The sequence below is a fragment of the Microbacterium sp. NPDC057659 genome, assembly GCF_042799915.1.
GTDB lineage: Bacteria > Actinomycetota > Actinomycetes > Actinomycetales > Microbacteriaceae > Microbacterium.
In genome coordinates, this window is record NZ_JBHVHU010000001.1 from 1,546,166 (window position 1) to 1,570,082 (window position 23,917).

Annotated in this window: 21 protein-coding genes; 7 read left to right on the forward strand and 14 right to left on the reverse strand. The window is 70.1% G+C overall.

The window, feature by feature from the left end:
* Positions 1-38: 38 nt before the first annotated feature.
* Positions 39-3,542, reverse strand: coding sequence for a DNA-directed RNA polymerase subunit beta (locus tag ACFVAE_RS07295; protein WP_378889732.1), 3,504 nt, complete (start codon positions 3,540-3,542; stop codon positions 39-41).
* Between the two features lie 200 nt (positions 3,543-3,742).
* Between ACFVAE_RS07295 and ACFVAE_RS07300 the strand changes: the two genes are divergently transcribed.
* The gene (locus ACFVAE_RS07300; RefSeq protein ID WP_378889735.1) at positions 3,743-4,603 is read left to right on the forward strand and encodes a spermidine synthase; all 861 of its coding nucleotides are present in this window, start codon (positions 3,743-3,745) and stop codon (positions 4,601-4,603) included.
* 28 nt (positions 4,604-4,631) lie between these two features.
* Here ACFVAE_RS07300 and ACFVAE_RS07305 read toward each other — a convergent pair whose 3' ends face one another.
* The gene (locus tag ACFVAE_RS07305; RefSeq protein ID WP_378889739.1) at positions 4,632-6,449 is read right to left on the reverse strand and encodes a glycosyl hydrolase family 18 protein; all 1,818 of its coding nucleotides are present in this window, start codon (positions 6,447-6,449) and stop codon (positions 4,632-4,634) included.
* A 219-nt stretch (positions 6,450-6,668) separates the two neighbouring features.
* Here ACFVAE_RS07305 and ACFVAE_RS07310 point away from each other — a divergent pair, with 219 nt between their 5' ends.
* Positions 6,669-7,196 (forward strand): hypothetical protein, encoded by a 528-nt coding sequence (locus ACFVAE_RS07310; protein WP_378889741.1) that lies wholly within the window; start codon positions 6,669-6,671, stop codon positions 7,194-7,196.
* Positions 7,197-7,242: 46 nt separating this feature from the next.
* Positions 7,243-7,731, forward strand: a complete 489-nt coding sequence (locus ACFVAE_RS07315; protein WP_378889744.1) for a SprT-like domain-containing protein — start codon at positions 7,243-7,245, stop codon at positions 7,729-7,731.
* A 3-nt stretch (positions 7,732-7,734) separates the two neighbouring features.
* Here the strand turns inward: ACFVAE_RS07315 and ACFVAE_RS07320 are convergent, their stop codons facing one another.
* The 10 genes from ACFVAE_RS07320 to ACFVAE_RS07365 all read right to left on the reverse strand — a co-directional run bounded on the left by ACFVAE_RS07320 (position 7,735) and on the right by ACFVAE_RS07365 (position 16,523).
* Complete coding sequence (locus ACFVAE_RS07320; protein ID WP_378889746.1) at positions 7,735-8,112, reverse strand: DUF3054 domain-containing protein; 378 nt, start codon at positions 8,110-8,112, stop codon at positions 7,735-7,737.
* 39 nt (positions 8,113-8,151) lie between these two features.
* Entirely contained in the window at positions 8,152-8,814 is a 663-nt protein-coding gene (locus ACFVAE_RS07325; RefSeq protein WP_378889749.1) for a 2-phosphosulfolactate phosphatase, read from the reverse strand.
* A 64-nt stretch (positions 8,815-8,878) separates the two neighbouring features.
* On the reverse strand, positions 8,879-10,336 hold the full coding sequence (locus ACFVAE_RS07330; RefSeq protein WP_378889752.1) for an FtsX-like permease family protein: 1,458 nt from the start codon (positions 10,334-10,336) through the stop codon (positions 8,879-8,881).
* Positions 10,333-11,124 (reverse strand): ABC transporter ATP-binding protein, encoded by a 792-nt coding sequence (locus ACFVAE_RS07335; protein ID WP_378889755.1) that lies wholly within the window; start codon positions 11,122-11,124, stop codon positions 10,333-10,335. Before ACFVAE_RS07335 ends, ACFVAE_RS07330 begins: the two co-directional genes overlap by 4 nt.
* A gap of 87 nt (positions 11,125-11,211) precedes the next feature.
* Positions 11,212-11,694: a carboxymuconolactone decarboxylase family protein gene (locus tag ACFVAE_RS07340; RefSeq protein WP_378889758.1), complete on the reverse strand. Its 483-nt coding sequence runs from the start codon at positions 11,692-11,694 to the stop codon at positions 11,212-11,214.
* 40 nt (positions 11,695-11,734) lie between these two features.
* The gene (locus tag ACFVAE_RS07345) at positions 11,735-12,370 is read right to left on the reverse strand and encodes a response regulator (RefSeq protein WP_378860059.1); all 636 of its coding nucleotides are present in this window, start codon (positions 12,368-12,370) and stop codon (positions 11,735-11,737) included.
* Positions 12,367-13,575 (reverse strand): sensor histidine kinase, encoded by a 1,209-nt coding sequence (locus ACFVAE_RS07350; protein ID WP_378889760.1) that lies wholly within the window; start codon positions 13,573-13,575, stop codon positions 12,367-12,369. The genes ACFVAE_RS07345 and ACFVAE_RS07350 overlap by 4 nt, the downstream gene beginning before the upstream one ends.
* Before the next feature lie 77 nt (positions 13,576-13,652).
* Positions 13,653-14,444, reverse strand: a complete 792-nt coding sequence (locus ACFVAE_RS07355; RefSeq protein WP_378889763.1) for a class I SAM-dependent methyltransferase — start codon at positions 14,442-14,444, stop codon at positions 13,653-13,655.
* A 41-nt stretch (positions 14,445-14,485) separates the two neighbouring features.
* Complete coding sequence (locus ACFVAE_RS07360; RefSeq protein ID WP_378889766.1) at positions 14,486-15,607, reverse strand: AMP-binding protein; 1,122 nt, start codon at positions 15,605-15,607, stop codon at positions 14,486-14,488.
* Positions 15,608-15,611: 4 nt separating this feature from the next.
* On the reverse strand, positions 15,612-16,523 hold the full coding sequence (locus ACFVAE_RS07365; protein ID WP_378889768.1) for a 1,4-dihydroxy-2-naphthoyl-CoA synthase: 912 nt from the start codon (positions 16,521-16,523) through the stop codon (positions 15,612-15,614).
* An 81-nt stretch (positions 16,524-16,604) separates the two neighbouring features.
* Here ACFVAE_RS07365 and ACFVAE_RS07370 point away from each other — a divergent pair, with 81 nt between their 5' ends.
* Positions 16,605-17,297 carry a peptidylprolyl isomerase gene (locus tag ACFVAE_RS07370; protein ID WP_378889771.1) on the forward strand — a complete coding sequence of 231 codons (693 nt, stop codon included), beginning with the start codon at positions 16,605-16,607 and terminating at the stop codon, positions 17,295-17,297.
* 81 nt (positions 17,298-17,378) lie between these two features.
* Here the strand turns inward: ACFVAE_RS07370 and ACFVAE_RS07375 are convergent, their stop codons facing one another.
* Together ACFVAE_RS07375 and ACFVAE_RS07380 are read right to left on the reverse strand one after the other, a co-directional pair.
* The gene (locus ACFVAE_RS07375; protein WP_378889773.1) at positions 17,379-18,341 is read right to left on the reverse strand and encodes a permease prefix domain 1-containing protein; all 963 of its coding nucleotides are present in this window, start codon (positions 18,339-18,341) and stop codon (positions 17,379-17,381) included.
* 2 nt (positions 18,342-18,343) lie between these two features.
* A complete protein-coding gene (locus ACFVAE_RS07380; RefSeq protein WP_378889776.1) occupies positions 18,344-18,679 on the reverse strand; it encodes a PadR family transcriptional regulator in 336 nt (111 codons plus the stop codon).
* A 78-nt stretch (positions 18,680-18,757) separates the two neighbouring features.
* Here ACFVAE_RS07380 and ACFVAE_RS07385 point away from each other — a divergent pair, with 78 nt between their 5' ends.
* The 3 genes from ACFVAE_RS07385 to ACFVAE_RS07395 all read left to right on the forward strand — a co-directional run bounded on the left by ACFVAE_RS07385 (position 18,758) and on the right by ACFVAE_RS07395 (position 23,898).
* Positions 18,758-19,768: a GNAT family N-acetyltransferase gene (locus tag ACFVAE_RS07385; protein WP_378889778.1), complete on the forward strand. Its 1,011-nt coding sequence runs from the start codon at positions 18,758-18,760 to the stop codon at positions 19,766-19,768.
* A gap of 175 nt (positions 19,769-19,943) precedes the next feature.
* Positions 19,944-20,921, forward strand: coding sequence for an o-succinylbenzoate synthase (locus ACFVAE_RS07390; RefSeq protein ID WP_378889779.1), 978 nt, complete (start codon positions 19,944-19,946; stop codon positions 20,919-20,921).
* A gap of 85 nt (positions 20,922-21,006) precedes the next feature.
* The gene (locus ACFVAE_RS07395) at positions 21,007-23,898 is read left to right on the forward strand and encodes a discoidin domain-containing protein (RefSeq protein WP_378889781.1); all 2,892 of its coding nucleotides are present in this window, start codon (positions 21,007-21,009) and stop codon (positions 23,896-23,898) included.
* Positions 23,899-23,917: the final 19 nt, after the last annotated feature.

Here is a 23,917-nt window from a genome sequence, read left to right on the forward strand (position 1 = left end):
AATTCTTCTGAAGAAAAGTTGGATGCCGGAAGCCGGCGTCAGATCTCGTCGATCGACGCGGCCTCGAAGCGGCTGGAGATGTTGATGCCGAGCTCCTCCGCAGCGCGGAAGGCCTCGTCATCCGTGTCGCGCAGGTTCACAGCCGTGCCGTCGGCCGAGAGGACCTCGACGTTCAGGCAGAGGGACTGCATCTCCTTCATGAGCACCTTGAAGGACTCCGGGATGCCGGGCTCCTGGATGTTCTCGCCCTTGACGATCGCCTCGTACACCTTGACGCGGCCGAGGATGTCGTCGGACTTGATCGTGAGCAGCTCCTGCAGCGCGTAAGCGGCGCCGTAGGCCTCGAGCGCCCACACCTCCATCTCACCGAAGCGCTGGCCACCGAACTGGGCCTTACCGCCGAGCGGCTGCTGGGTGATCATCGAGTAGGGGCCCGTCGAGCGTGCGTGGATCTTGTCGTCGACGAGGTGGTGCAGCTTCAGGATGTACATGTAGCCCACCGAGACCGGTGCCGGGAACGGCTCGCCGGAGCGGCCGTCGAACAGCTGGGTCTTGCCGGAGGCGTCGATCAGGCGGACGCCGTCGCGGGTCGGGAGCGTCGAGTCGAGCAGACCCGAGATCTCCTCCTCGCTGGCACCGTCGAACACCGGGGTCGCGACCTTGGTGTTCGGGGCGACGTCGCGAGCGTCGTCGGCGAGCTTGACGGCCCACTCCGGGTTGCCCTCGACCTTCCAGCCGGTCTTGGCGATCCACCCGAGGTGGGTCTCCAGCACCTGGCCGAAGTTCATGCGGCCCGGGATGCCGAGCGGGTTCAGGACCACGTCGACCGGGGTGCCGTCCGAGAGGAACGGCATGTCCTCGACGGGCAGGATCTTCGCGATGACACCCTTGTTGCCGTGGCGGCCGGCGAGCTTGTCGCCCTCGGTGATCTTGCGCTTCTGGGCGATGTAGACCACGACGCGGCGGTTGACGCCCGAGCCCAGCTCGTCGTCGCCCTCCTCGGCGTTGAACTCCTTGACGGCGATGATCGTGCCCTGCTCACCGTGGGGCACCTTCAGGGAGGTGTCACGGACCTCGCGGCTCTTCTCGTTGAAGATCGCGCGGAGCAGACGCTCCTCGGCCGAGAGCTCGGTCTCGCCCTTCGGCGTGACCTTTCCGACCAGGATGTCGCCGGGGCGGACCTCGGCGCCGATGCGGATGATGCCGCGCTCGTCGAGGTCCTTCAGCAGCTCGGGGCTGACGTTCGGGAGGTCACGGGTGATCTCCTCCTTGCCCAGCTTGGTGTCGCGGGCGTCGACCTCGTACTCCTCGATGTGGATCGACGAGAGGGTGTCGTCCTTCACCAGCTCCTGGCTCAGGATGATGGCGTCCTCGAAGTTGTGGCCCTCCCACGGCATGAACGCCACGAGCAGGTTCTTTCCGAGCGCCAGCTCGCCGTTCTCGGTCGCGGGGCCGTCGGCGATGACCTCGCCGGCCTCGACGCGCTCACCGGCGGAGACGATCACGCGCTGGTTGTACGACGTGCCCTGGTTGGAGCGGTCGAACTTGCGCAGGTGGTACTCCTGGATGCCGCCCTCGTCGAGCTGCACGGTGACCTTGTCGGCGGAGACCTCGGAGACGACACCGGCCTTCAGCGCGGTGACCACGTCACCGGCGTCGATCGCGGTGTAGCCCTCCATACCGGTGCCGACCAGCGGCGAGTCGGAACGGAGCAGCGGCACGGCCTGACGCTGCATGTTCGCACCCATGAGGGCGCGCTGCGCGTCGTCGTGCTCGAGGAACGGCACGAGCGAGGTCGCGACCGACACCATCTGGCGCGGCGAGACATCGATGTAGCCGATCTCCTCGGGCAGGAAGAGGTCCACCTCACCCGAGCCGCCCTTGGGGCGCGCGAGGACGTGGCTCTCGGTGAAGCGACCCTTGGCATCGAGCGGCGCGTTCGCCTGGGCGATGTTGAAGTCGGTCTCCTCGGCGGCGGTCAGGTAGTCGATGTGCTCGGTGACCGTGCCGTTCTCGACCTTGCGGTACGGCGTCTCGATGAAGCCGAACGAGTTGATGCGCGCGAAGGTCGCGAGCGCACCGATCAGACCGATGTTCGGGCCTTCAGGGGTCTCGATCGGGCACATGCGGCCGTAGTGCGAGGGGTGCACGTCACGGACCTCGACGCCGGCGCGGTCGCGGCTCAGACCACCGGGGCCCAGAGCCGACAGACGGCGCTTGTTGGTCAGACCAGCGAGCGGGTTGTTCTGGTCCATGAACTGCGACAGCTGCGAGGTGCCGAAGAACTCCTTGATCGCGGCCACGACGGGGCGCACGTTGATCAGGGTCTGCGGGGTGATCGCCTCGATGTCCTGCGTGGTCATGCGCTCGCGGACGACGCGCTCCATGCGGGACAGACCGGTGCGGACCTGGTTCTGGATCAGCTCGCCGACAGCGCGGATACGGCGGTTGCCGAAGTTGTCGATGTCGTCGGTGGCGAGACGGATCTCGGTCTTCTTGCCGCCGCGGATGCCCTCGAAGGTCTCGTCGCCGCGGTGCAGGCGCACCATGTACTTGATGGTCGCGACGATGTCGTCACGGGTCAGCACCGAGTCGGTCAGCGGGTTCGCCAGGCCGAGCTTCTGGTTGATCTTGTAGCGACCCACCTTGGCCAGGTCATAGCGCTTCGGGTTGAAGTAGAAGTTGTCCAGCAGCGAACGCGCGGCCTCGGCGGCGACCTGCTCGCCCGGACGCAGCTTGCGGTAGATGTCGCGGAGTGCGTCCTCCTGCGTGAGGATGGTGTCCTTCGCGAGCGTCTCCTCGATGGAGTCGAACCCGGCGAACTCGGCGAGGATCTCCTCGCTGGTCAGGCCCAGCGCCTTCAGGAAGACGGTGACGGACTGCTTGCGCTTGCGGTCGATGCGGACGCCGACCTGGTCGCGCTTGTCGATCTCGAACTCGAGCCAGGCACCGCGCGAGGGGATGACGCGCGCCGACACGATGTCCTTGTCGGACGTCTTGTCGGGGGTCTTGTCGAAGTAGACGCCGGGCGAGCGCACCAGCTGGGAGACGACGACGCGCTCCGAGCCGTTGATGATGAACGTGCCCTTGTCGGTCTGCAGCGGGAAGTCGCCCATGAAGACCGTCTGAGTCTTGATCTCACCGGTCTGGTGGTTCATGAACTCGGCCTCGACGTACAGCGGGGCGGCGTAGGTCTTACCGCGCTCCTTGCACTCGTCGATGGAGTACTTCTCCGGCTCCAGGTACGGGTTCGTGAAGCTCAGCTGCATCGTCTCGCCGAGGTCCTCGATCGGGGAGATCTCCTCGAAGATCTCACCCAGACCCGAGATCTCGGACACGTCGGTGCGGCCGGCCTTCTTCGCCTCGGCGACGCGCGCCTTCCAGGCGTCGTTGCCGACCAGCCAGCCGAAGGACTCGGTCTGGAGGGCGAGCAGGTCGGGGACCGTCAGCGTGTCGGAGATCTTGGCGAACGAGAGGCGGGATGCTCCGCGTCCGTTCTTTGGTGTGGTGGTGGAAGTGGATGCGTTGCGAGCAGCAGCCAAGGGAATAACCTCCGTGAGCCTGTGCGGGGCTCGTTGATTCCTCGTCGTCGGTGGAGTGCGCGCGCGGGTCTCAACATGCCGACCACCATATGAGGGCAGGGAGAAGCGAGCGCAACTACCTACTATAGGTGCGATTCGGCGACATGGCAAGCGCGGTTCTTGACGATTTGCTGGGAGTGGGGTATTAGTACGCTCGGATCATGGGACGGACGCGCGCGAAGGACGACGAGAACCCCCGGGCACGGCTGGATCACGGGGGAATCGCCGAGATCGCGGCATCCGAGTTCACCAGCGGATACGAGCTGATCGTCGACTGCACTCCCCAGTCGCACGTCGACCTCGACGACCCCACGCACCTGCACTTCGAGTACATCGTGCGGATGGGCGCGGTGATCGACCAGCTGCCGCCGGGTCCGCTGACCGCCGTGCACCTGGGTGCCGGGGCGCTGACCATCCCCCGGTACGTCGACGCCACCCGACCCGGTTCGCGGCAGCAGGTGATCGAGCTCGAGGCGCCGCTGGTGCAGCTGGTGCGCGAGCGGCTGCCGCTGCCGAAAGGCGCATCGATCCGGGTGCGGATCGGCGATGCGCGCGAGGGCGTCGGCAGGCTGCCCGCCGCGCTGCACGGCGCCTGCGATCTGGTCGTCTCGGACGTGTTCTCCGGTGCGCAGACCCCCGCGCACCTCACCTCGGTCGAGTTCTATCGCGAGCTGTCCTCGCTGCTCGCTCCGACCGGCGTGCTGCTGGTCAACGTCGCCGACGGCCCGGGGCTCGCGTTCGCGCGCCGGCAGGTCGCCAGTGTGCAGACCGTGTTCGCGGATGTCGCGGTGCTGGCCGACACGCAGGTGCTGAAGGGCCGCCGGTTCGGGAACCTCGTGATCGCGGCATCCGCCTCTCCCCTGCCGACGGACTGGCTGCCGCGGATGCTGGCCGCCGGCCCGCATCCGGCGAAGATCGCGCAGGGTGCCGAGGTCGCGGCCTTCGCGCAGAAGGCTCGCGTCGTGACGGATGCGGATGCCGTGGCATCCCCCCGTCCCGACGCGAGCCTCTTCCTGCGCTGAGCGCTCTCGCTCCCTGAAGAGCGAGCGATCAGCCGGCGATCCAGGGCGAGTGCTTCCCGCCCGGTGCGTCGCCGCGGGTCCACCAACGCGCCGTGTACCGGATGCCGTCGTGGACGACGACGTCTCCTGCTTCGTACACGTGGTCGGCGAACCAGGGCTGCCCGGCGGCAGGGTCCGCCGCGCAGTCCACATCCGTCTGCCAGGGGCTGTTCTTCGTGACCCCTGGCATGGTGCCCTTCGCGTACCAGAGCGCCTCGAACACCTTGCCGTCCAGTGTGACCCGATCACCGGCGCCGTAGGTGCGTCCGGCGTTCCAGATCGGCGTCGCCGCGCACACGGTCTTCTCATCCCCTGCGACCGGGCCGGGAGCTGCGGCGCGCAGCGCGTCGGCGCCCGTCTTCGACAGGTCGCCCTTCGCGTCGCCGGCGATCTGCCAGTAGTCCACGCCGCCGAGGCCCTGCGCGATGGCCCACTTCGTCTTCTCCGCGACGGCCGTCGGGTCGTCGAGCGAGAACCACTCGCGGGTGGAGGCGTTGTAGCCGAAGGTGGCGTTGAACGCGCCCTCGGCGTTGCGCTCGTGGGTGTACTCCAGTCCCGCGGTCTTCAGCTGGTCCCAGGTGCGGGTCCCGCCGGCGATGCCGCCACCGGACTGCTGCCACGGCTGCGGATCGGCGTCCTTCCAGCCCTGGCCATAGGCGGCGAGGCCCAGGTTCAGCTTCGCGGCGGGGACACCGGCGTTCTTGTAGGTCGCGACGATGGTGTCCAGACCGAGACCCCAGTTGTGGTCGGGGTCGCCGTAGATGTTGCCCTGGTGACCGGTGCGCGGATCCCAGGTGCCCCAGAGGTCGTAGCCCTGCAGGTTGCCGAAGTCGAGGTTCTTCCACAGCTCGGGGTCGTTCCAGCCGCCGGCGGTGATCACACCGGGGCTCGCCGGCAGGAACGCCGAGATCTCGAACTCGCGACCGGTGGCAGCCTCACGGGCGTCCAGCGCGGTGCGCAGCTCCCGCACGAACGCGAGGAAGTTCGCCCTGTCGTTCACCGGGTCCACCGAGTTGCCGACCTCCTGCGCCCAGTCCGGCGCACCCGGCCACTCCCAGTCCAGGTCGAAGCCGTCGAAGAGGCCCGCGGCAGCGCCGGGGCCGCCGCGGCCGTCGATGACGGGAAGGTTGCCGTCGAGGTAGACGTCGATGCAGGACCGCACCAGAGACGTGCGGCTCTCGGCGGTCGCGACCGCCTTCGAGAACGACTTGGACCACGACCAGCCGCCCAGCGACACCAGCACCCGCAGGTCGGGATCGAGCCTCTTCAGCTGCGCGACCTGGTTCATCGCGCCCGCGAGCTTTTGCTTCCTGGTGTCAGCGATGCCGAGCACGGATTCGTCGGCGGTGTACGCGCGGACGAAGTCTGTCTGCGCCTCGCCCGCCGTCTCGGTCCGGCCTGCGGCGGGAGCGACCCCGTCGGAGATGAAACAGGTGTACGGCTTCACGCCGTCGAGGCCCTTCACGCCGGCGGCGCGGGCGGCGTCCAGCGACTCCTGGCTGCCGGCGATGTTGCCGAAGGAGTAGTTCAGGTGCGTCAGCGAGCCGCGGTGCGCGCCCTCGGTGAAGAGGGTCTTCAGGGAGGTGGCCGGGTCGTTCGCCATCCACTGCCCGTAATAGCCGACGTTGCGGTACCCGTTGATGGTGGTGGTGCCGGGAACGGTGTCGCTCGTGACGGACACCTGCGGGGTGTCGTCGGCGGCCGCGGCCGTCACGGGCAGGAGGGTCGCAGCGAGAGCCAGCGAGCCGAGGACCACAACGGGTGCGAGCCGCCTGCGGCGCGCGGAGGCGTCGGATGCGGGGGGCATGAGGACTCCTTCGTTCGGGCGCATCGGGTGCACGCCTCGGGCCAGGATGCCGCATCCCCCGGCATCCGGCCAGCGGTTCCGCCCACGAATGTGGTTAACACGTACCTCCCGTCCGCTGTGGAAGGCAGGTCGTTGTCGCACCGGGCAGGGCGCGCCTCAGGAGGTTCCCGGCGAGAGGAGGCAGACTGTCAGAAGCCGTCGCGGAGGGAGAGTCGAGCAATGAGTCTGATCCAGGGATATGACCCGGACACCCTTCGCGAACTGGTGGATCAGCGCGAGTGCGAGTTGCGGCTCGACGAGATCGAGGCGCAGCGCAGCCTGCCCGCGCTGATGGAGCGCGTCTGGCTGCTGAAGGTGCTCGACCGGCTCGACGACGCGCTGCCGCTGTCCGAGGAGGCGGTGCGCCAGGCCCGCATGGCCGGCACCCGCAAGGATCTGCTGCGCGCCCGGGTGCTGCACGCGACGATCATGCAGTACCTCGGCAAGTACGCCGCAGCGGAGCAGGAGCTCCGGCACGTGGCATCCGAGGCCGAGGGCCAGGGCTGGGCGCAGGTCGCCGCCTTCGCCCACCAGCACCACGGCAAGAACGCCTACGACGCCGGCGACTACGAGCAGGCGCGGGAGAGCTTCAAGCGCTCGCTGTTCCTGCGCCGCGAATCCGGGGCCGAGGACCGCGACCTCGAGACCGCTCTGCTCGCCATCGAGGCCGCCGAGCGCCGCAGCAGCGTCGAACCCGTCGCCATCTGAGCACGTCCTCCGGGGTGATGTCGGCGCATCGGCCTAATGTGGGCCCATGGCAGATCTGAAGCGGGTGCGCGTCTGGGCCGAGGCCCTCATCGATCTGCATCTCGACCCGTCGTGGTCGTTCGACTTCGACCACGCCAAGCGCCGTGCGGGCGCTTGCCACTACACGACCAGCACCATCACGGTCTCGCGGTACCTCGCCGCCCGTTTCGAGGACGACGAGATCCACCAGGTGCTGCTGCACGAGGTCGCGCATGCCCTGGCCGGCCCCGCTGCCGCGCACGGCCGGGACTGGAAGCGCATCGCCGACGATCTCGGCTACGTCGGCGGCACGACGCACCACGGTGAGACGGCGACAGAGCTCGCGCCGTGGGTCGGCCGCTGCCCGTCGGGGCATCTCGTCTACCGGCACCGCCGGCCGGCGCGGGCGATCTCCTGTGCGAAGTGCTCCCGCACCTACGACCCGCGGTTCGCGTTCGCGTGGACGCACCGCGAGATCACTCCCGCCGCACGGCTCGCGGCACAGACGCCGCGCTGAGAGTTACTCGAGCTGGGGTCCGTGCGGACGGCGTCGGCGCACGAGCGCCGCGATGCCGCGCCAGCCCAGCAGGAAGACCCCGAGCGTGATTGTCGCGACGATGATGAACGGCACCGCCGCGGTGTCCCCGGAGAGCACGCGCACCAGCATTCCGCCGGCGACCGTGACCACCCAGACGACGACGCCCCAGAGGATGCTCCACGGCCGGCGCGGGCGTCCTGGGAGCAGGAAGGCGAGCGCATATCCGACGACGAGCGCGACGAGGAAGGGCCACGCCGTGATGAGGAAGCCCGTCGGGTCCTCCGAGTGCGAGGCGCGGCCGATCGCCGCGAAGACGAGCACGAGCAGGGCGTCGAGGACGAGCGCGGGGAGGAACCTCATGCCTAGACCATACGCGGGCCGCGCTCGTGAGAGGAAGCGTCAGGCGAACGCCGTGAACACCCCGTCGCGCAGGTGCGGCACCGCGCTGCTCGCGTCGTGCTCGGCAGCCTCCTCCGGCGTCGCGGGACGGATGCCGGCATCCGCCATCCGCGCGGTCGAGGCGACTCCGATCGCGAGCTCGCGGCCAGAGCCGCTCGCGGAGAGCAGGTGACGCAGGCCGCGGCGCAGCGCGCGGAATGACTCCGCGGCGGCGACCGCCTCGGGCGAGGTGTGGTCGATGCCCAGGTCGATCAGCGCGCAGACGAGGGCGCCAGCGCCGAGCAGGTCCTCGACCGCGAAGCGCAGTGAGCCGTCGGCCGCGCGCTCCCCCGCCGCGATCACCGTGACCGACGTGCGGTCGCCGCGGCGCTCCTGCAGCGACATGACGGCGGATGCCACGGCCGAGGCGTTGCGGATGCCGCCGAGCAGCACCTCCGCCCCCGTCGCAGCGGCCGCCTCTGCGACATCCGCGCCGTTGCTGGACCACGCCCGCGCACCGTCCAGCGCGACCTCGTCGCCCGCCTCGACGAGCTGGGTGACCGTTGTCGAGAACCGCAGCACGTCGACAGCGATCACGACATCCGCCGGCGCGAGCCGGGCCAGCCCCTCCGCGCCCCACTCGAGGCGCACCTGGTACGGGGACTGATCGAACGGCGAAGGCATCCCTCCAGCGTAGAGGGATGCCTCCGTCCTTCGTCCCGCTGCGCTCGCGCAGGACCCGATCCGCTCACTCCGCGGCGAGCGCCTCCACGGGCTGCACCCTCGTCGCGAGTCTGGTCGGCGTGACCGCGGCGACCAGCGTCAGCAGGGCGGTCGATGCCGCGATGATCGCGACCGGCACCCACGGCACCACCGGCCAGACGAAGCCGGCCGGGTTGAAGTCGGGCAGCACCGGCACGGAGCCGAGCAGCGACTGCGCAGCGATCCAGCCGTAGACCACCCCGAGCACCAGCCCCAGCAGGGTCGCGGCGATCGTGATGTGCGCCGCCTCGAGCAGCACCATCCGGCGCACCTGGCGACCGGTGAGACCGATGGCCCGCAGCAGTCCGAGCTCGCGCTTGCGCTGCACGACCCCGATCGTCAGCAGGTTCACCAGGCCGACCGCGGCGATCACGGCCGACACGGCGACCAGCAGCATCATGATGTTCGCGAACGAGTCCATCACGGCGAACGAGCTGTCCGCGTCCGCGCCCTGCCGCAGCATCAGCACCTTCGAGGACTCCAGCGCGACGGCGAACATGGTGACGAGCGTGACCCCCATCACGACGCCGATCGCCATGCGGCTGGATCGCTCCGGGTAGCGCAGCGCGTTCTCGGCCGCGAGCTTCGCGGTGGCACCACTGCCGAACATCCGCCCGACCAGTCGCAGCACCGGCGGCATCACGAGCACGGCCCCGATCGCCAGCCCGGTGAACGAGAGCACCCCGCCGAAGAAAGCGATGATCACACCCAGCGGCGACACCAGCCCGACCATCACGCCGGTCGCGAGCAGCGCCGCCCCCACGATCAGCATCACCAGCGCCCCGATGTGCCGTCGCGGCCGGGCCGCGACCTCGTCGCCGCTGCGCTCGACGGCGCCGCCGATCGCCTGGAGCGGGGTCACGTCCAGCACCCTCCTCGACCCCGCCCAGGCGGCGATCCACGTGGTCAGAGCCACGCCGACCGCGGGCAGCACGATCATCGGCTGCAGCGTGCTGAACGTCGCCGGCGCGGCGTCGCCCAGCAGCTGCGCCCCCACGATCGCGCCGATGTTCGCGAGCATCAGCCCGCCCCCCAGGCCGAACAGCGCGCCCAGCACGCCGACGGCCAGCCCCTGCCTCGCGACCTCCTCGCGCTGCGAGCGGGCGGATGCCCCGATCAGACGCATCAGCGCGATGCGGCGCGTGCGGCCGGCGATGATCGTGGTGAACGTGTTCGCGGTCACGATCGCGGCGACGTACATCGCGACGGCGGTGAGCAGCACCGACAGGATCATCACGACGATCGCGAGAGTACCGCTGTCGCCGATGTACGGATCGGACTGCAGCACCTGCCCGATGTACGCGGTGATCTCGACGAGGATCACACCGAATCCCGCCGCGAGCGCCGCGACCAGGACGCTGGCCCCCATGCCCCGCTCGCTCAGCCAGGCCAGGCGCTTCGGACGCGCCGCGCGCAGGTCGGCCGTCGCGGTGACGGCGGTCATGCCGCCACCCCGGTCGCCTTCGGTGCGGCGCCGGCCGTCTCGGCAGCCAGCATGTGCGCGGCGATCTGCTCCGCGGACAGCTGCGGGTGATCGGCGACGATCCTGCCGTCGCCGAGGAAGAGCACCCGGTCGGCGTGGCTCGCGGCGATCGCGTCGTGCGTGACCATCGCGATCGACTGCCCGTGCTCGCGGCTCGCGGTGGCGAGCAGCTGCAGCACCTCGCGGCCGGTGGCCGAGTCGAGGTTGCCGGTCGGCTCGTCGGCGAAGACCAGATCGGGGGCGGTGGCGAGTGCTCGGGCGATCGCGACGCGCTGCTGCTGCCCGCCGGACAGCTCGTGCGGGCGGTGCTTCAGCCGCGCGCCGAGACCGAGGGTCTCGACCAGGCCGTCGATGCGAGCCCTCTCCAGCACCGAGGGACGACGCCCGTCCAGCTCGAACGGCAGCAGGATGTTGCCCAGCGCGTCGAGCGTCGGGATCAGGTTGAACGCCTGGAAGATGAAGCCGACCCGTCGCCGGCGCAGGATCGTCATCTCGAGGTCGCCGAGCTTCGTGATCTCGGTGTCGCCGATCCACACGCGGCCCTCGGTCGGCGCGTCCAAGCCCGCCATGATGTGCATCAGCGTGGACTTGCCCGAGCCGGACGGGCCCATGATCGCGGTGAACTGGCCGCGGCGGATGCCGACGCTCACGTCGTCGAGTGCGCGCACGCCGGCGGCGCCCGCGCCGTAGGTCTTGGTGAGGTGCTGGACGCGTGCGGCGAGGCCGAGGTCCGAAGTCGTGATCTCCATGCCTACGACGCTATTTCCGGGCCACGCACCCGGTCATCGCCCTGCGGATGCATCCGCGTACATCTGCAGGATGATCCGCAGACGGGCTCAGTCGGAACCGGTCCAGGCCCGCGTCGAGACGCCGACCAGGTTCCAGGCGTTGATCGTGACGATCAGCGCGACGAGAGCCCCCAGCTCGTCGGCGGAGAACACCGCGGCAGCCACGGCCCAGTCCTCATCCGGCACCCGTGTCTCGGAGGCGCGCGTGATGCTCTCGGTCAGCGTGAACGCGGCCCGCTCGCGCGCGGTGAACAGCGGCGACTCGCGCCAGACGGCCACCGCGTTGACGCGCGCCACGACGTCGCCGGCGGTCAGCGCATCGGAGGAGTGCATGTCGACGCAGTAGGCGCATCCGTTCAGCTGCGAGGCACGCAACCGCACCAGCTCGCGCAGCCGCGGATCGATGCCCGCGGCGTCGAGCTCGCGCACCATTGAGGTGTCGAGGTGGGCGAGCGCCTTCGAGAAGCGGGGCGCGACGGCGTCGATGTCGAGGCGGACGGGGATGGAGACTGTGGGCTCGGTGGTGTCCATGCCGACATCCTGCTCCCTGCCGCCGACATCGGCGGCGCGGTCAGGCCAGCCCGTGCTCGAAGGCGAAGACCACGAGCTGCACGCGGTCGCGCAGAGCGAGCTTGGTGAGGATGCGGCTGATGTGCGTCTTCACAGTCGCCTCGCTGAGGAACTCCCGCGCGGCGATCTCAGAGTTCGACAGGCCGCGCGCCGCGAGCGCGAAGATCTCGCGCTCGCGCTCGGTCAGGTCGCCGTACGACGCCGGCACCGGCTTGGTCTCGGGCGTGAAGTGCGCGAACAGGTCGCGTGTGGCGGACGCCGCGATCACACTCGACCCGGACTCCACGGTGCGGATGGCGGCGAGCAGGAACTCCGGGTCGGCGTCCTTGAGCAGGAAGCCGCTCGCACCCTGCCGGATGGCCCGGGCCGCCGCCTCGTCCAGGTCGAAGGTGGTGAGCATGACGATGCGCGGAGCGTCCGGTCGCGCGAGGATCTCGGCAGTCGCGGTCAGGCCGTCCATCACCGGCATCCGGATGTCCATCAGCACCACGTCGGGACGCGTCTGCGCGACGACGGCCAGTGCTTCCTGTCCGTCGCCCGCTTCGCCCACGACCGTCATGTCCGCCTGCGAGGACACCAGCATGCGGATGCCGGCGCGGAACAGCGCCTGGTCGTCGACGAGCACGACGTTGATCATGAGACTCCGGATCCTGAGCGTGGCGAAGAACCGATGGGCAGACGCGCGTTCACGACGAACTCGTCGCCGTCGCGCTCGGCCTGAAGCGTACCGCCCACGAGCTGCGCGCGCTCGCGCATGCCGATCACGCCGTGTCCGCCGAATGTCGCGGTCTTCGAGGCATCCACCGTGTTCGAGACCGTCACGTCGACGGCATCCGCCCACCAGCTCAGCCGCACGTCGACCCCGCCGGTGCCGTGCCGGAGCGCGTTCGTGAGCGCCTCCTGCAGGATGCGGTAGACGGCGAGCTGGATCGCCGCCGGCGGCTCGCCGGGCGGCATCGGGTCGACCGTGACGCGCGGTTCGACACCGGCCTGCCGCACCTGTGCGAACAGGGTCTCCAGGTCGGCGAGCGTCGGCTGCGGCCCGTCGCCCTGGCGATGACGCAGCTGCGTGAGCAGCATCCGCACGTCAGACAGCGCGCCGCGCGCGGTCTGCGCGATCGTGCCGAGCGCCTCCTGCGCGATCTGCGGGTCGGATGCCGCGGCGTAGCGCGCACCGTCGGCCTGGGCGATCACCACGGCCAGCGAATGCGCGACGACGTCGTGCATGTCGCGGGCGATGCGCACGCGCTCCGCCTCCTCGGCGGCTGTGGCCTCGGCGCGCAGCTGGGCGTCGCGGGTCTCGCGCCCGCGCACGACCTGGCGCCAGAGCAGGCCGGCACCCCAGGACAGAGCGAGCGAGAGCCCCACGACAGAGCCCATGAGCGCTGCGACGAGCAGCACGCGGACGCCCTCGGACACGAGGCTCTGGGTCAGCCCGATCTGCTGCACGCCGATGTAGAGCCCGGCGAGCACACCACCGACGACGGCCGAGATCCCGCCCGCCCAGAGCACCTTGCGCGAGCCCCACGCCGCCGTCGCGAACAGCACCGCGAAGACCGCGATGTTGCTCGCCATCGGCGGCAGTCCCGCCAGCATCTGCAGCAGGCAGGCGCCCCAGGCGACGGCGAGCGCGATCGCCGGCGACAGACGGCTGATCGCCGCGGCGCCCCACAGCGCGGCACTGATGACGACGGATGTCGTCATCGCCAGCCATTCCGGAGTCAGCCAGACGCTCAGCGACCCCGCGCCCATGATGAACGCGAGCGGCGCGGTGACCAGGAAGCCGAACACGGAGCCGACGATGTCGAGCACCAGCCAGCGGCGAGGAACAGATCTGATCACGTCACCACGCTACGCGAGGGCTCCAGCGGCGGCATCCGTCGCGGGATGTATCTCCCGCCACCGTTTCGAATCGGAAGTCAGACCCGGCAGAGGATCTCGCCGTGCGGCACCAGGTACCAGCCGTCGTCGGATGCCGCCCACGTCCGCCATGTGTCACTGATGCGCTGCAGCTCGTCCTGGGTGGCGTAGCCGCCCTCGAGCAGTTGGCGCGTGAGCGCCGACTCCAGGATGCGGTCGGCCCACATGCCGCCCCACCACTCGCGCTGCTCGGGGTCGGCGTAGCACCAGGTGGATGCCGTGGCCGTGATCTCGGTGAACCCCGCGGCGCGGGCCCAGGACAGCAGGCGGCGCCCGGCATCCGGCTCGCCGCCGTTCGCGCGTGCCGCGACCTTGTACAGCCGCAGCCACTCGTCGAGCTCGGGCAGCACAGGGAACCAGATGAAGCCGGAGTAGTCCGCGTCGCGCGCCGCGACGACGCCGCCGGGCTTGGTGACGCGGCGCATCTCGCGCAGCGCCTGCACCGGGTCGGCCACGTGCTGCAGCACCTGATGCGTGTGCACGACGTCGAACGTGTCGTCGGCGAAGGACAGCGCGTGCACGTCCTGCACCGAGAAGTCGATGTTGCGGATGCCGCGCTCCGCGGCGAGCCTCTGCGACAGCGCCAGTGCGTCTTCGTTGATCTCGGTCGCGGTCACGCGCGCGACCCGCTCGGCGAACTCCACGGTGATCGTTCCGGGGCCCGCACCGACGTCGAGAAGTGTGGCGTCCGGGGTGAGGTGCTCCACGAGGTACGCGGCCGAGTTCGCGATGGTGCGCGTGTTGTGAGAACGCAGGACGGATTCGTGATGCCCGTGGGTGTAGGTCGCCATCGTGCCAGTCTGGCAGGCAGGAGACGGCGCGATACGCGGACTCAGTCCAGGATCATCCGGCGGAGCATCTCGCGGTCGGGCTTGCCGGATGCCAGCATCGGCAGTTCGGGGCTCGACTCCAGCCCGACAGGGCGCGCATGCTTGCCGAGCTCGGCGGCGACCCGCGCCCTCGCCTCGTGGAGCGCCTGCTCCGGATCGAACGCCCCATGAGCCACGAAGATCTCGGACGCCTCGCCCCAGCGCTCATCCGGAATCGCCATCACGACGGCGCCCTCCAGCCCTGGTACGGTGCGCACGATCCGCTCGACCTGGTCGAGCGAGATGTTGATGCCGCCGCTGACGATCACGTTGTCGATCCGCCCGCGCACCTCCACCACCCCGTCGGTCACGCCCCCGGCATCCCCTGTGCGGTACCAGCGCACGGCGTCCGCGTCCGTGCCGAACACGCGTCCGGTCAGCTCGTCATCGCCCAGGTATCCGCTCGCGAGGGTCGGCCCGGCGATCCGCAGTTCGCCGTCGACGGATGCCACCCGCACGCCATCCAGGGGAACGCCGTCGTACACGCAGCCGCCGCTGGTCTCGCTCGAGCCGTAGGTGCTGACGATGCGGGCACCGAGCTCCTCCGCGCGATCACGCTGATGGTGCTCGAGCCATTGACCGCCGATGAGGATCGCGTCGTAAGCGGCGAGCGCGCTGCGCACCGCGGGCAGGTCGTCAGCGGCATCCAGCAGGGTGCGCAACTGAGCGGGAACCAGTGAGGTGTACCGCCGCCCGGAGTGCATGGCGGCGGTCGCACCGACGAACGCCTCCGGCGTGAAGCGCCCCTCCAGCACCACCGGTCGCTCCCCTGCTGCCAGTGACCGCGCCAGCACCTGCAGCCCCGCGACGTAGCCGGCCGGCAGCGCCAGCATCCACTGGCCCTGGCCGATGCGCGCGGCGGTCGCCTCGCCGCTCGCCCGCAGGGCATCCGCGCTCAGCACGACCCGCTTCGGGATGCCGGAGGAGCCGGATGTCGCGATCACGACCGCCGTGCCGTCGGGCACCGTGTCTCCGGCATCCGGCACGAACCCGAGTGCAAGCGGCCGCGAGCCGTCGAGTGCCGCAGGCAGCGCCGCCTGCACCGCACGCGCGTCGGCGCCGTCGATCGGATGCAGGGCGGTCATGAACTCAGTAGTGGTACGGGAACGCCGACCAGTCGGGGTCGCGCTTCTCGAGGAACGAGTCGCGGCCCTCGACGGCCTCGTCGGTGCCGTAGGCGAGGCGGGTGGCCTCGCCGGCGAAGACCTGCTGACCGACCATGCCGTCGTCGACCGCGTTGAACGCGAACTTCAGCATGCGGATCGCGGTGGGGCTCTTCGTGAGGATCGTCCGCGCCATCGCGATCGCCTCCTTCTCGAGCTCCGCATGCGGGACGACGCGGTTGACCGCGCCCATCTCGTACGCGCGGTCGGCGGAGTACTCCTCGGCGAGGAAGAACACCTCGCGGGCGAACTTCTGCCCGACCTGACGCGCCATGTACGCCGAGCCGTAGCCGGCGTCGAAGCTGCCCACATCGGCATCCGTCTGCTTGAACCGGCCGTGCTCGCGCGACGCGATCGTCAGGTCGCACACGATGTGCAGCGAGTGCCCGCCGCCGGCCGCCCAGCCCGGAACGACCGCGATGACCACCTTCGGCATGAAGCGGATCAGCCGCTGCACCTCGAGGATGTGCAGCCGGCCGGCGCGGGCCGGGTCGTGCACCTCGGTCGTGGAGTCGCTGTACTTGTAGCCGTCACGGCCGCGGATGCGCTGGTCGCCGCCGGAGCAGAACGCCCAGCCGCCGTCCTTCGGGCTCGGCCCGTTGCCGGTCAGCAGCACCACGCCGATGCGCGGATCCTGCCGGGCGATGTCGAGCGCGCGGTACAGCTCGTCCACCGTGTGCGGGCGGAACGCGTTGCGCACCTCGGGGCGGTCGAACGCGATGCGCGCGATGCGCCCGTCACGCGACACGTGCGCGGTGATGTCGGTGTAGCCCTCGGCGCCCGGGGCGAGCGCCCACTCGGACGGGTCGAAGATGTCGGAGACGAAGTCGTCGGTCACGGCATCCAGCCTATTCTCTGCCGCTTCACCGGCGTTCCCGTTCCGCGCGGCCTCAGAGCCACGTCACGTACGATCGTGGGCGTGCGTCTGACTCCCTCTCTCCTCCGTCGTTCCCTTCTCGCCCTCACCGCGGCCACAGCGCTGGCGCTGGCCGGCTGCGCCTCGAACCCGGGTTCCGATCCGGCGTCCGCCCCCGCGCCGTCGTCCACCGCCGACGCGGCATCCGGCACCTGCCAGTACCCGGCCGACGGCCAGGCTGCGAAGGAGGCCACGGCGCCCGACGCCGAGCCGACCGCGACCGGTGAGGTGTCGGCGACCGTCAAGACCAGTGCGGGTGACCTCGCCGTCACGCTCGACGCCGACAAGACGCCGTGCACGGTGAACAGCTTCCTCTCGCTCGGCAAGCAGGGCTACTTCGACGGCACGAAGTGCCACCGCCTCACCACGCAGGGCATCTTCGTGCTGCAGTGCGGCGACCCGACGGGCACCGGCTCCGGCGGCCCCGGCTACTCGTTCGCCGACGAGCTGGACGGCTCCGAGACCTACGGCGCGGGCACGCTCGCGATGGCCAACGCCGGCCCGAACACCAACGGCTCCCAGTTCTTCGTCGTCTACGCCGACAGCCAGCTGCCGCCGAACTACACCGTCTTCGGTCACCTCGACGACGCCAGCACCAAGATCGTCGCCGGAATCGGCGCTGCGGGCACCGCCGACGGCGGACCCGACGGCGCGCCCAAGACCCCGGTGACCCTGCTCTCGGTCACCCAGAACTGAACCTGCTGCACACAGAACGGCACGGATGCCGGGAACCCGAGTTCCCGGCATCCGTGCCGTTCTTCTGTCAGACGGCCGTTGTCAGCTCAGCCGCGCCCGGCGCGCCTTGAGGAAGCCGTCGACGATGTCCCAGATGCCGATGCCGGCGATGCCGATGCCGGTCAGCGCGGCGAGCACCGCCGTCGCCTCGCCGGTCACGCCGTTCACCGTGAAGACGTCGGCGACGAAGTCGGGGTTGTAGAGCACCCCGCGCCCGAGGGCGGTGAGTCCCAGGCTCATCACGCTGATCGCGATGGCGAAGTTGACCCAGGCGAGGCCCAGCGTCCAGCGGCCGCGTGCGTACACGACGATCGCGAACACGGCCTCGGCGATGATCAGCAGGAACAGCAGCCCCATCCACCACGGCCACAGGTCGGGGTTGATGATCGGGATCACCTCGTCGCCGGGCACGAAGCCGCGGAAATGGTCCCAGAGCAGTGCGCCGGCGAAGATGCCGAGCATGACGAGCGACCCGATCAGGTCGCCGCGGGCCGCGGTGTCGTTGCTGGGCTGCGGCAGCTGGTCGGGGTTCCACTCCAGGATGGTGTCGCCGCTCGATCCCGTGCGCTCGAGCACGAAGAAGATCAGCGTCGTCCAGAAGCTCACGTGCACGACCACGCTGAGGAGGGTGGCGATGGCCTGCCCGAAGATGTCACCGATCGATGCCTCGGCGACGACCTGCCCGATCACGACCCCGGCGGTCGCGACGGGGGGCACCGTCCACAGCAGCAGGCGGAGCAGGCGCAGCCAGGCCGCGTAATAGCGGGGACCGACCAGCCACATCGGACGGTCGATCAGGGATGCCGCGTAGGCGATCGGCTCGCCGAGTTCGGCGACGACGGCCCGCTCGGCCTCGTCGCGCCCCTCGCCCTGTTCGACACGGGGCTCCACCTGATCGGCGATCGAGGCCTCGACCTCGGCGAGGATCTCGGGGCGCACGGCTGTGGGCAGGGCGCGGCCGACGGCGCTGAGGTAGCGCTCGGCGTAGGAAGCAGTGGTGGTCATGATCAGTCCTCCCCTTCGATGAGGGCGGCCGTGGCCGCGGCGATGACCGCGACCTCCTGAGTGAGCGTGTCGGCGAGGCGGATGCCTGAAGCCGAGGTGCGGTAGAACTTGCGCGGACGCGCTTCTTCGGTGTTCCACTCGCTGTCGAGATAGCCCTGCTTCTCGAGACGGCGCAGCAGGGGGTAGAGCGTGTTCGCGTCTGTCGGGAACCCGGCTTCGGCGAGTTTCTCGAGCAGACCGTATCCGTACCCCGGCTCGCGCAGCAGCTGCAGGCTGGCGAGCACGATGGTGCCGCGCCGCAGTTCCTGCAGATGGGTGTCGAACTCGCTGTCGTTCATGTTCAACACCATATTGTGTGACGCACACTATTGTCAATCCCCCGATATCGTGTGGTGCGGAAAGGGCAGGATGAGGGGATGCTCGAGATCGTGACCGTCGACGCCTTCGACGACGCAGCCGTGGACACCTGGTGGGATGCCTACGCCGAAGCCCGCCGCGCAGACATGGGCGAGCACGCCCTCGTGTGGACACGGGAGGAGCGCCGCGCCGAGCTGCAGCAGCCGCCGGTCACGACCGAGGTGCGCGCGTACGTCGCCCGCCGGGCCGGAGTCGTGGTGGGCTCCGGTTCGCTCACACTGTCGCTCAAGGACAACCTGCACTCCGCCGCGATCGGCGTGAACGTCCCGCCGCAGCATCGCCGTCAGGGCGTCGGCATCGCGCTGCTCGCGTATGTCGAGGCCGAAGCCGTCGCCGCCGGACGCACGACGATGCGGGTGGACATCCTGTGGCCGGCATCCGCTCCGGACGACGGTGCAGGGCAGCCCAACCGGGAATTCGCGCGTCGGCACGGATACGAGATCGCGATCGGCGATCTTCAGAGCCGGCTCGACCTGCCTGTGGCCGACGACGTGATCGACGGGCTGCGTGCAGAGGCTCCGGAGTCCGACGGGTACGAGCTGTACGCCTGGCGCGGCCCGGTGCCCGAGCAGTTCGCCGCCGAATGGACGGCGCTGGTTGCCGTGCTCGACACCGAGGCCCCGATGGGAGACCTCGACATCGAGGCGGCAACGGCCGACGTCGAGGACCTCCGCGCCGACGAGGAGCTGTTCGTGCGTCAGAACCGCACCTCGTTCGGCACCGTCGCGGTCGCCCCCGACGGCTCCGTCGCGGCCTACACCCAGATCGTCGTCTCGGGCGACGACGGCAACGCGTACCAATGGGGCACGCTGGTGCGCCGCGAGGACCGCGGGCACCGACTCGGGATGCGGGTGAAGCTCGCCAACCTGTGGATGCTGCAGCGCGAGTCGCCGCAGACTCCACGCATCTACACGTTCAACGCTGAGTCGAACACGCACATGCTGGCGGTGAACACACGCCTCGGATTCGTCCCCACCGCGCGCCTCGCCGAGCTGCAGAAGCGGATCTGACGCCGGGCCGCCGAGCGAGCGCAGCAAGCCCCCGGGTCCTGAGCGAGCGCAGCAAGCCCCCCGGATCCTGAGCGAGCGCAGCGAGACCCCCGGGTCCTGAGCGAGCGCAGCGAGACCCCCGGGTCCTGAGCGAGCGCAGCGAGACGAAGGACGTCCCGCGCGGCATGATGGACGCATGCTGCCGCCGCTCACCGACATCCTCAGCACCGCCCGCGTCGTCGCCCTGCCGATGCACACCCGGTTCCGCGGGGTGGATGTGCGCGAGGCCCTGCTCTTCGAGGGCCCGCGGGGCTGGGCGGAGTTCTCCCCCTTCGTCGAGTACGACGACGCCGAGGCCGCGACCTGGCTCGCGGCCGCGATCGACTTCGCCTGGCACGAGCAGCCCGCTCGACTCCGCGAGCGCATTCCGGTGAACGCCACGGTCCCCGCGATCGAGGCGGTCCGAGTGCCCGATGTCCTGGCCCGATTCGACGGATGCCGCACCGCCAAGGTCAAGGTCGCCGAACGCGGCCAGAGCCTCGCCGAGGACGTCGCCCGCATACGGGCGGTGCGCGAGGCGATGGGTCCGGAGGGCCGCATCCGGATCGACGCGAACGCCGGCTGGAATGTCGACGAGGCCGAGCACGCCCTGCACGCCCTCGCCGAGTACGACCTGGAGTACGCCGAGCAGCCCTGCGCCACCGTCGATGAGCTCGCGGATCTTCGTCGGCGGGTGAAGTACATGGGCATCCCGATCGCCGCCGACGAGAGTGTCCGCAAGGCGAGCGATCCGCTCGCCGTCGCGCAGGCCGGTGCGGCGGACCTGATCGTCATCAAGGCACAGCCGCTCGGCGGCATCCGGCGCGCGCTGCAGATCGTGGCGGATGCCGGCCTGCCGGCCGTCGTCTCGAGCGCGCTCGACACCGCGGTCGGACTCGCCCAGGGCGCGGCGCTGGCGTCCGCGCTGCCCACGCTGGACTACGACTGCGGTCTCGGCACCGCGTCGCTGTTCGCCGACGACGTCGCGGATGCCCGCCCCGTGGCCGGCGCGGTCAGCGCCGCGCGCGTCGTGCCGGCCGCCGCGGCCCTGGATCGCCTGGCTGCACCGGCGGACCGCCGGGACTGGTGGCTGGAGCGCCTCTCTCGCTGCCGCTCTCTGCTCACTGAGCAATAAAACAATCATCAAGAATCATTGACGGGTCACTCGTGCTCCCGTACGGTATCGATCGAACCAGTTTCGTTTGTATAGCTAACAAACAATGAACAGGAAGATCATGCCCCTACAACGACGTAGGACGGCCACGGGCCCCGTAGGACTCGCGCTCGCCGTCTCCCTCGCAGCGACAGCTCTGATCACCCCGGCGGCAGCATCCGCGGCGACCGCCACCGCCGCGGCCGACTCCAATCCGGCACCCGCTGTGGTGCCGGCGCTGAAGACCTGGACCGGCGGGTCCGGAGCGCTGAGGCTCAGCTCCGCCACCCGCATCGTGGCAGACCCCGAGCTCACCGACGTCGCCGCACAGCTCGCCGGAGACCTCGACGACGTCACCGGGTTGTCCCCCGAGATCGTGACCTCCGGAGCCCGCGCCGGCGACATCGTGCTCGACCTGGACGCCGGCCTCACGAACGCGGACGGCGGGGAGCGCTTCGCCGAGGAGGGCTACGACCTCGCGATCGCGGACCGCGTGGAGATCACGGCGCCCAGCACGACCGGCGTCTTCTACGGCACGCGCTCCGTCCTGCAGATCCTCGCCGGCACCGACACCCGGAGCACCCTGCCACGAGGCGAGTCGGCGGACTGGCCGGACTACGAGGTGCGCGGCTTCGCGCTCGACGTCGGCCGGCGCTTCTTCACGGCGGACTTCGTGCGCGACTACATCTCGATGATGAGCTGGTACAAGCTCAACAACTTCCAGATCCACCTCAACGACAACCAGATCTCGCGGCCGTCGACCGGCTGGCAGAACGGCTACGCGGGCTTCCGGCTGAAGTCCGACAATCCCGCCTTCGCAGGACTCGCCTCCGACGACGGCGCGTACACCCGCACGGACTGGAAGTCCTTCGAGGACACCGCCGCCGCACATCGGGTGCAGATCATCCCCGAGATCGACGTCCCCGCGCACTCCCTCGCGTTCATCAAGTGGAAGCCCGAACTCGGGCTCAACGGCGGCGACTCCGACCACCTCGACCTCACGAAGCCCGCGACCACCGAGGTGATCAAGAGCGTCTTCGACGAGTTCACCCCATGGTTCGAGGGCCCCGACCTGCATTACGGCGCCGACGAGTACCCGCGCCAGTACGCGACCCAGTACCGCGACTTCTTCAACGCCATGGCCGCGCACGTCCGCGACCTCGGCAAGCAGCCCCGCGCCTGGGGCAGCATGACCGTGATGAACGGCAACGCGGACGGGTACGACCGTGACGTCATCATCAACACCTGGAACGACGGCTGGTACGGGATGAAGGCGGCCGAGGCCGACGGCTACCGGTACATCAACACGAACGACGGCACGCTGTACGTCGTGCCGTTCGCGGACTACTACCACGGCAGCGGCCTGAACAATGCGAGCCTCTATGCCTCCTGGCAGCCGAACCGGCTCTCCTCGCAGGACACCGTCCCCGCCGGCGGCCCTGAGGGCGCCATGTTCGCGGTGTGGAACGACCTCGTCGACCGCGACTACACCGAGCTCGACGTGCACGGGCTCATCCGCGATTCGTTCCCCGTGATCGCGCAGAAGACCTGGACGGCGAAGAACCCCACCCGCTCCTATGCGGACTTCACCACCGACGTGTCGCGCATCGGGCGCGGCCCCGACCTCGGCGTGATCGAGCAGACCGGCGTCGCCGCCCCCGGCGAGCTGTCCTTCGGCGCGACCAGCACGGCGAGCTCGACCGACGAGGGCAGCGATCCCGCCTTCCTCACGGACGGCCGCAGCCTCACCCGCTGGACGACCTCGGCGAAGACCGCCGACCTGCGCGTCGACCTGGGCGAGGCGCGGTCCGTGGGACGCCTCGAGGTCGACTGGGCGGGAACGGCGCCGGCGTCCTTCCGCGTGGCGACCTCGGTCGACGGGCGGTTCTGGCAGGTCGCCGACGAGGCGACCGGCGGCGCAGGAGCCGTGGACCTGCGCGGCACGAAGGCCCGCTACGTCGCCCTGACCGGCATCGAGAGCGGCGGCGACGCCATCTCCGCCTGGGCGCTTCGCATCTACGGCCCCGCGCCGCTCACTGCCGGCGCCACGGCGACCTCATCCGGCGACGAGGCCGCGGGAACTCCCGCCGCGGACGCGATCGACGGCAATCCCGCCACTCGCTGGTCGGCGTCGTACATCGCGCAGCCGTGGCTGTCGATCGACCTCGGCTCGAAGCAGAGCATCGACCGGGTCGACATCCTCTGGGAGGCGGCCGCCGCCAGCGCGTACTCCGTGCAGGTCGGCGACGACGGCACGACCTGGCGCACCGTCGCCGAGCGCTCCGGCATGCCCGCGGCGACCGGCAAGAGCCGTGCGGACTCGGTGAGCTTCGAGGCCGTCAGCGCCCGTCATGTGCGGGTGCTGGTGACGGGGAAGAACATGAGCCCGTACCTGTCCATCATCGACGTGACCATCCCGAAGCCGGCAGGAGCCGACGCCGAGATTCTGGCGACCACGACGGCGCAGCCCGATGCGGACGGCGTCTTCGGCGCCGCGGTACCCGTTCATCTGCGCGCGCAGGGCAGCGACGGTCAGGCATCCGGAATGGAGTACCGCCTCGACGGCGGGTCCTGGACGGCCGCCCCGGCATCCGGCGACATCTCGATCGACGGCGAGGGCGAGCGTCTGCTCGAGTACCGGGCGCACGTGGGCGGCACCGCTGTCTCCGGCTACGCGAAGGTCGGTGTGGACACGGTCGGCCCGGTGACCCGGGTCCAGTTGTCCTCGCCGAACGGCGTGGCGACGGGCAAGAAGCCCCTGACGGCCGTCATCACGGCGAAGGACGGTTTCAGCACCATCGGGGCGGTGGAGATGCGCGTCGACGGCGGAGCATGGGCGACCATCGCGGAGGGCGAGACCGTCACGGTGTCGACCCGCCCGGGGCCGCACTTCGTCGAGGCCCGCGCCGCCGACAGCCGCGGCAACGTCGGTGCGGCGGTGAGCGCCGGCAAGCGCTGACCGCACGATCGGATGCGGG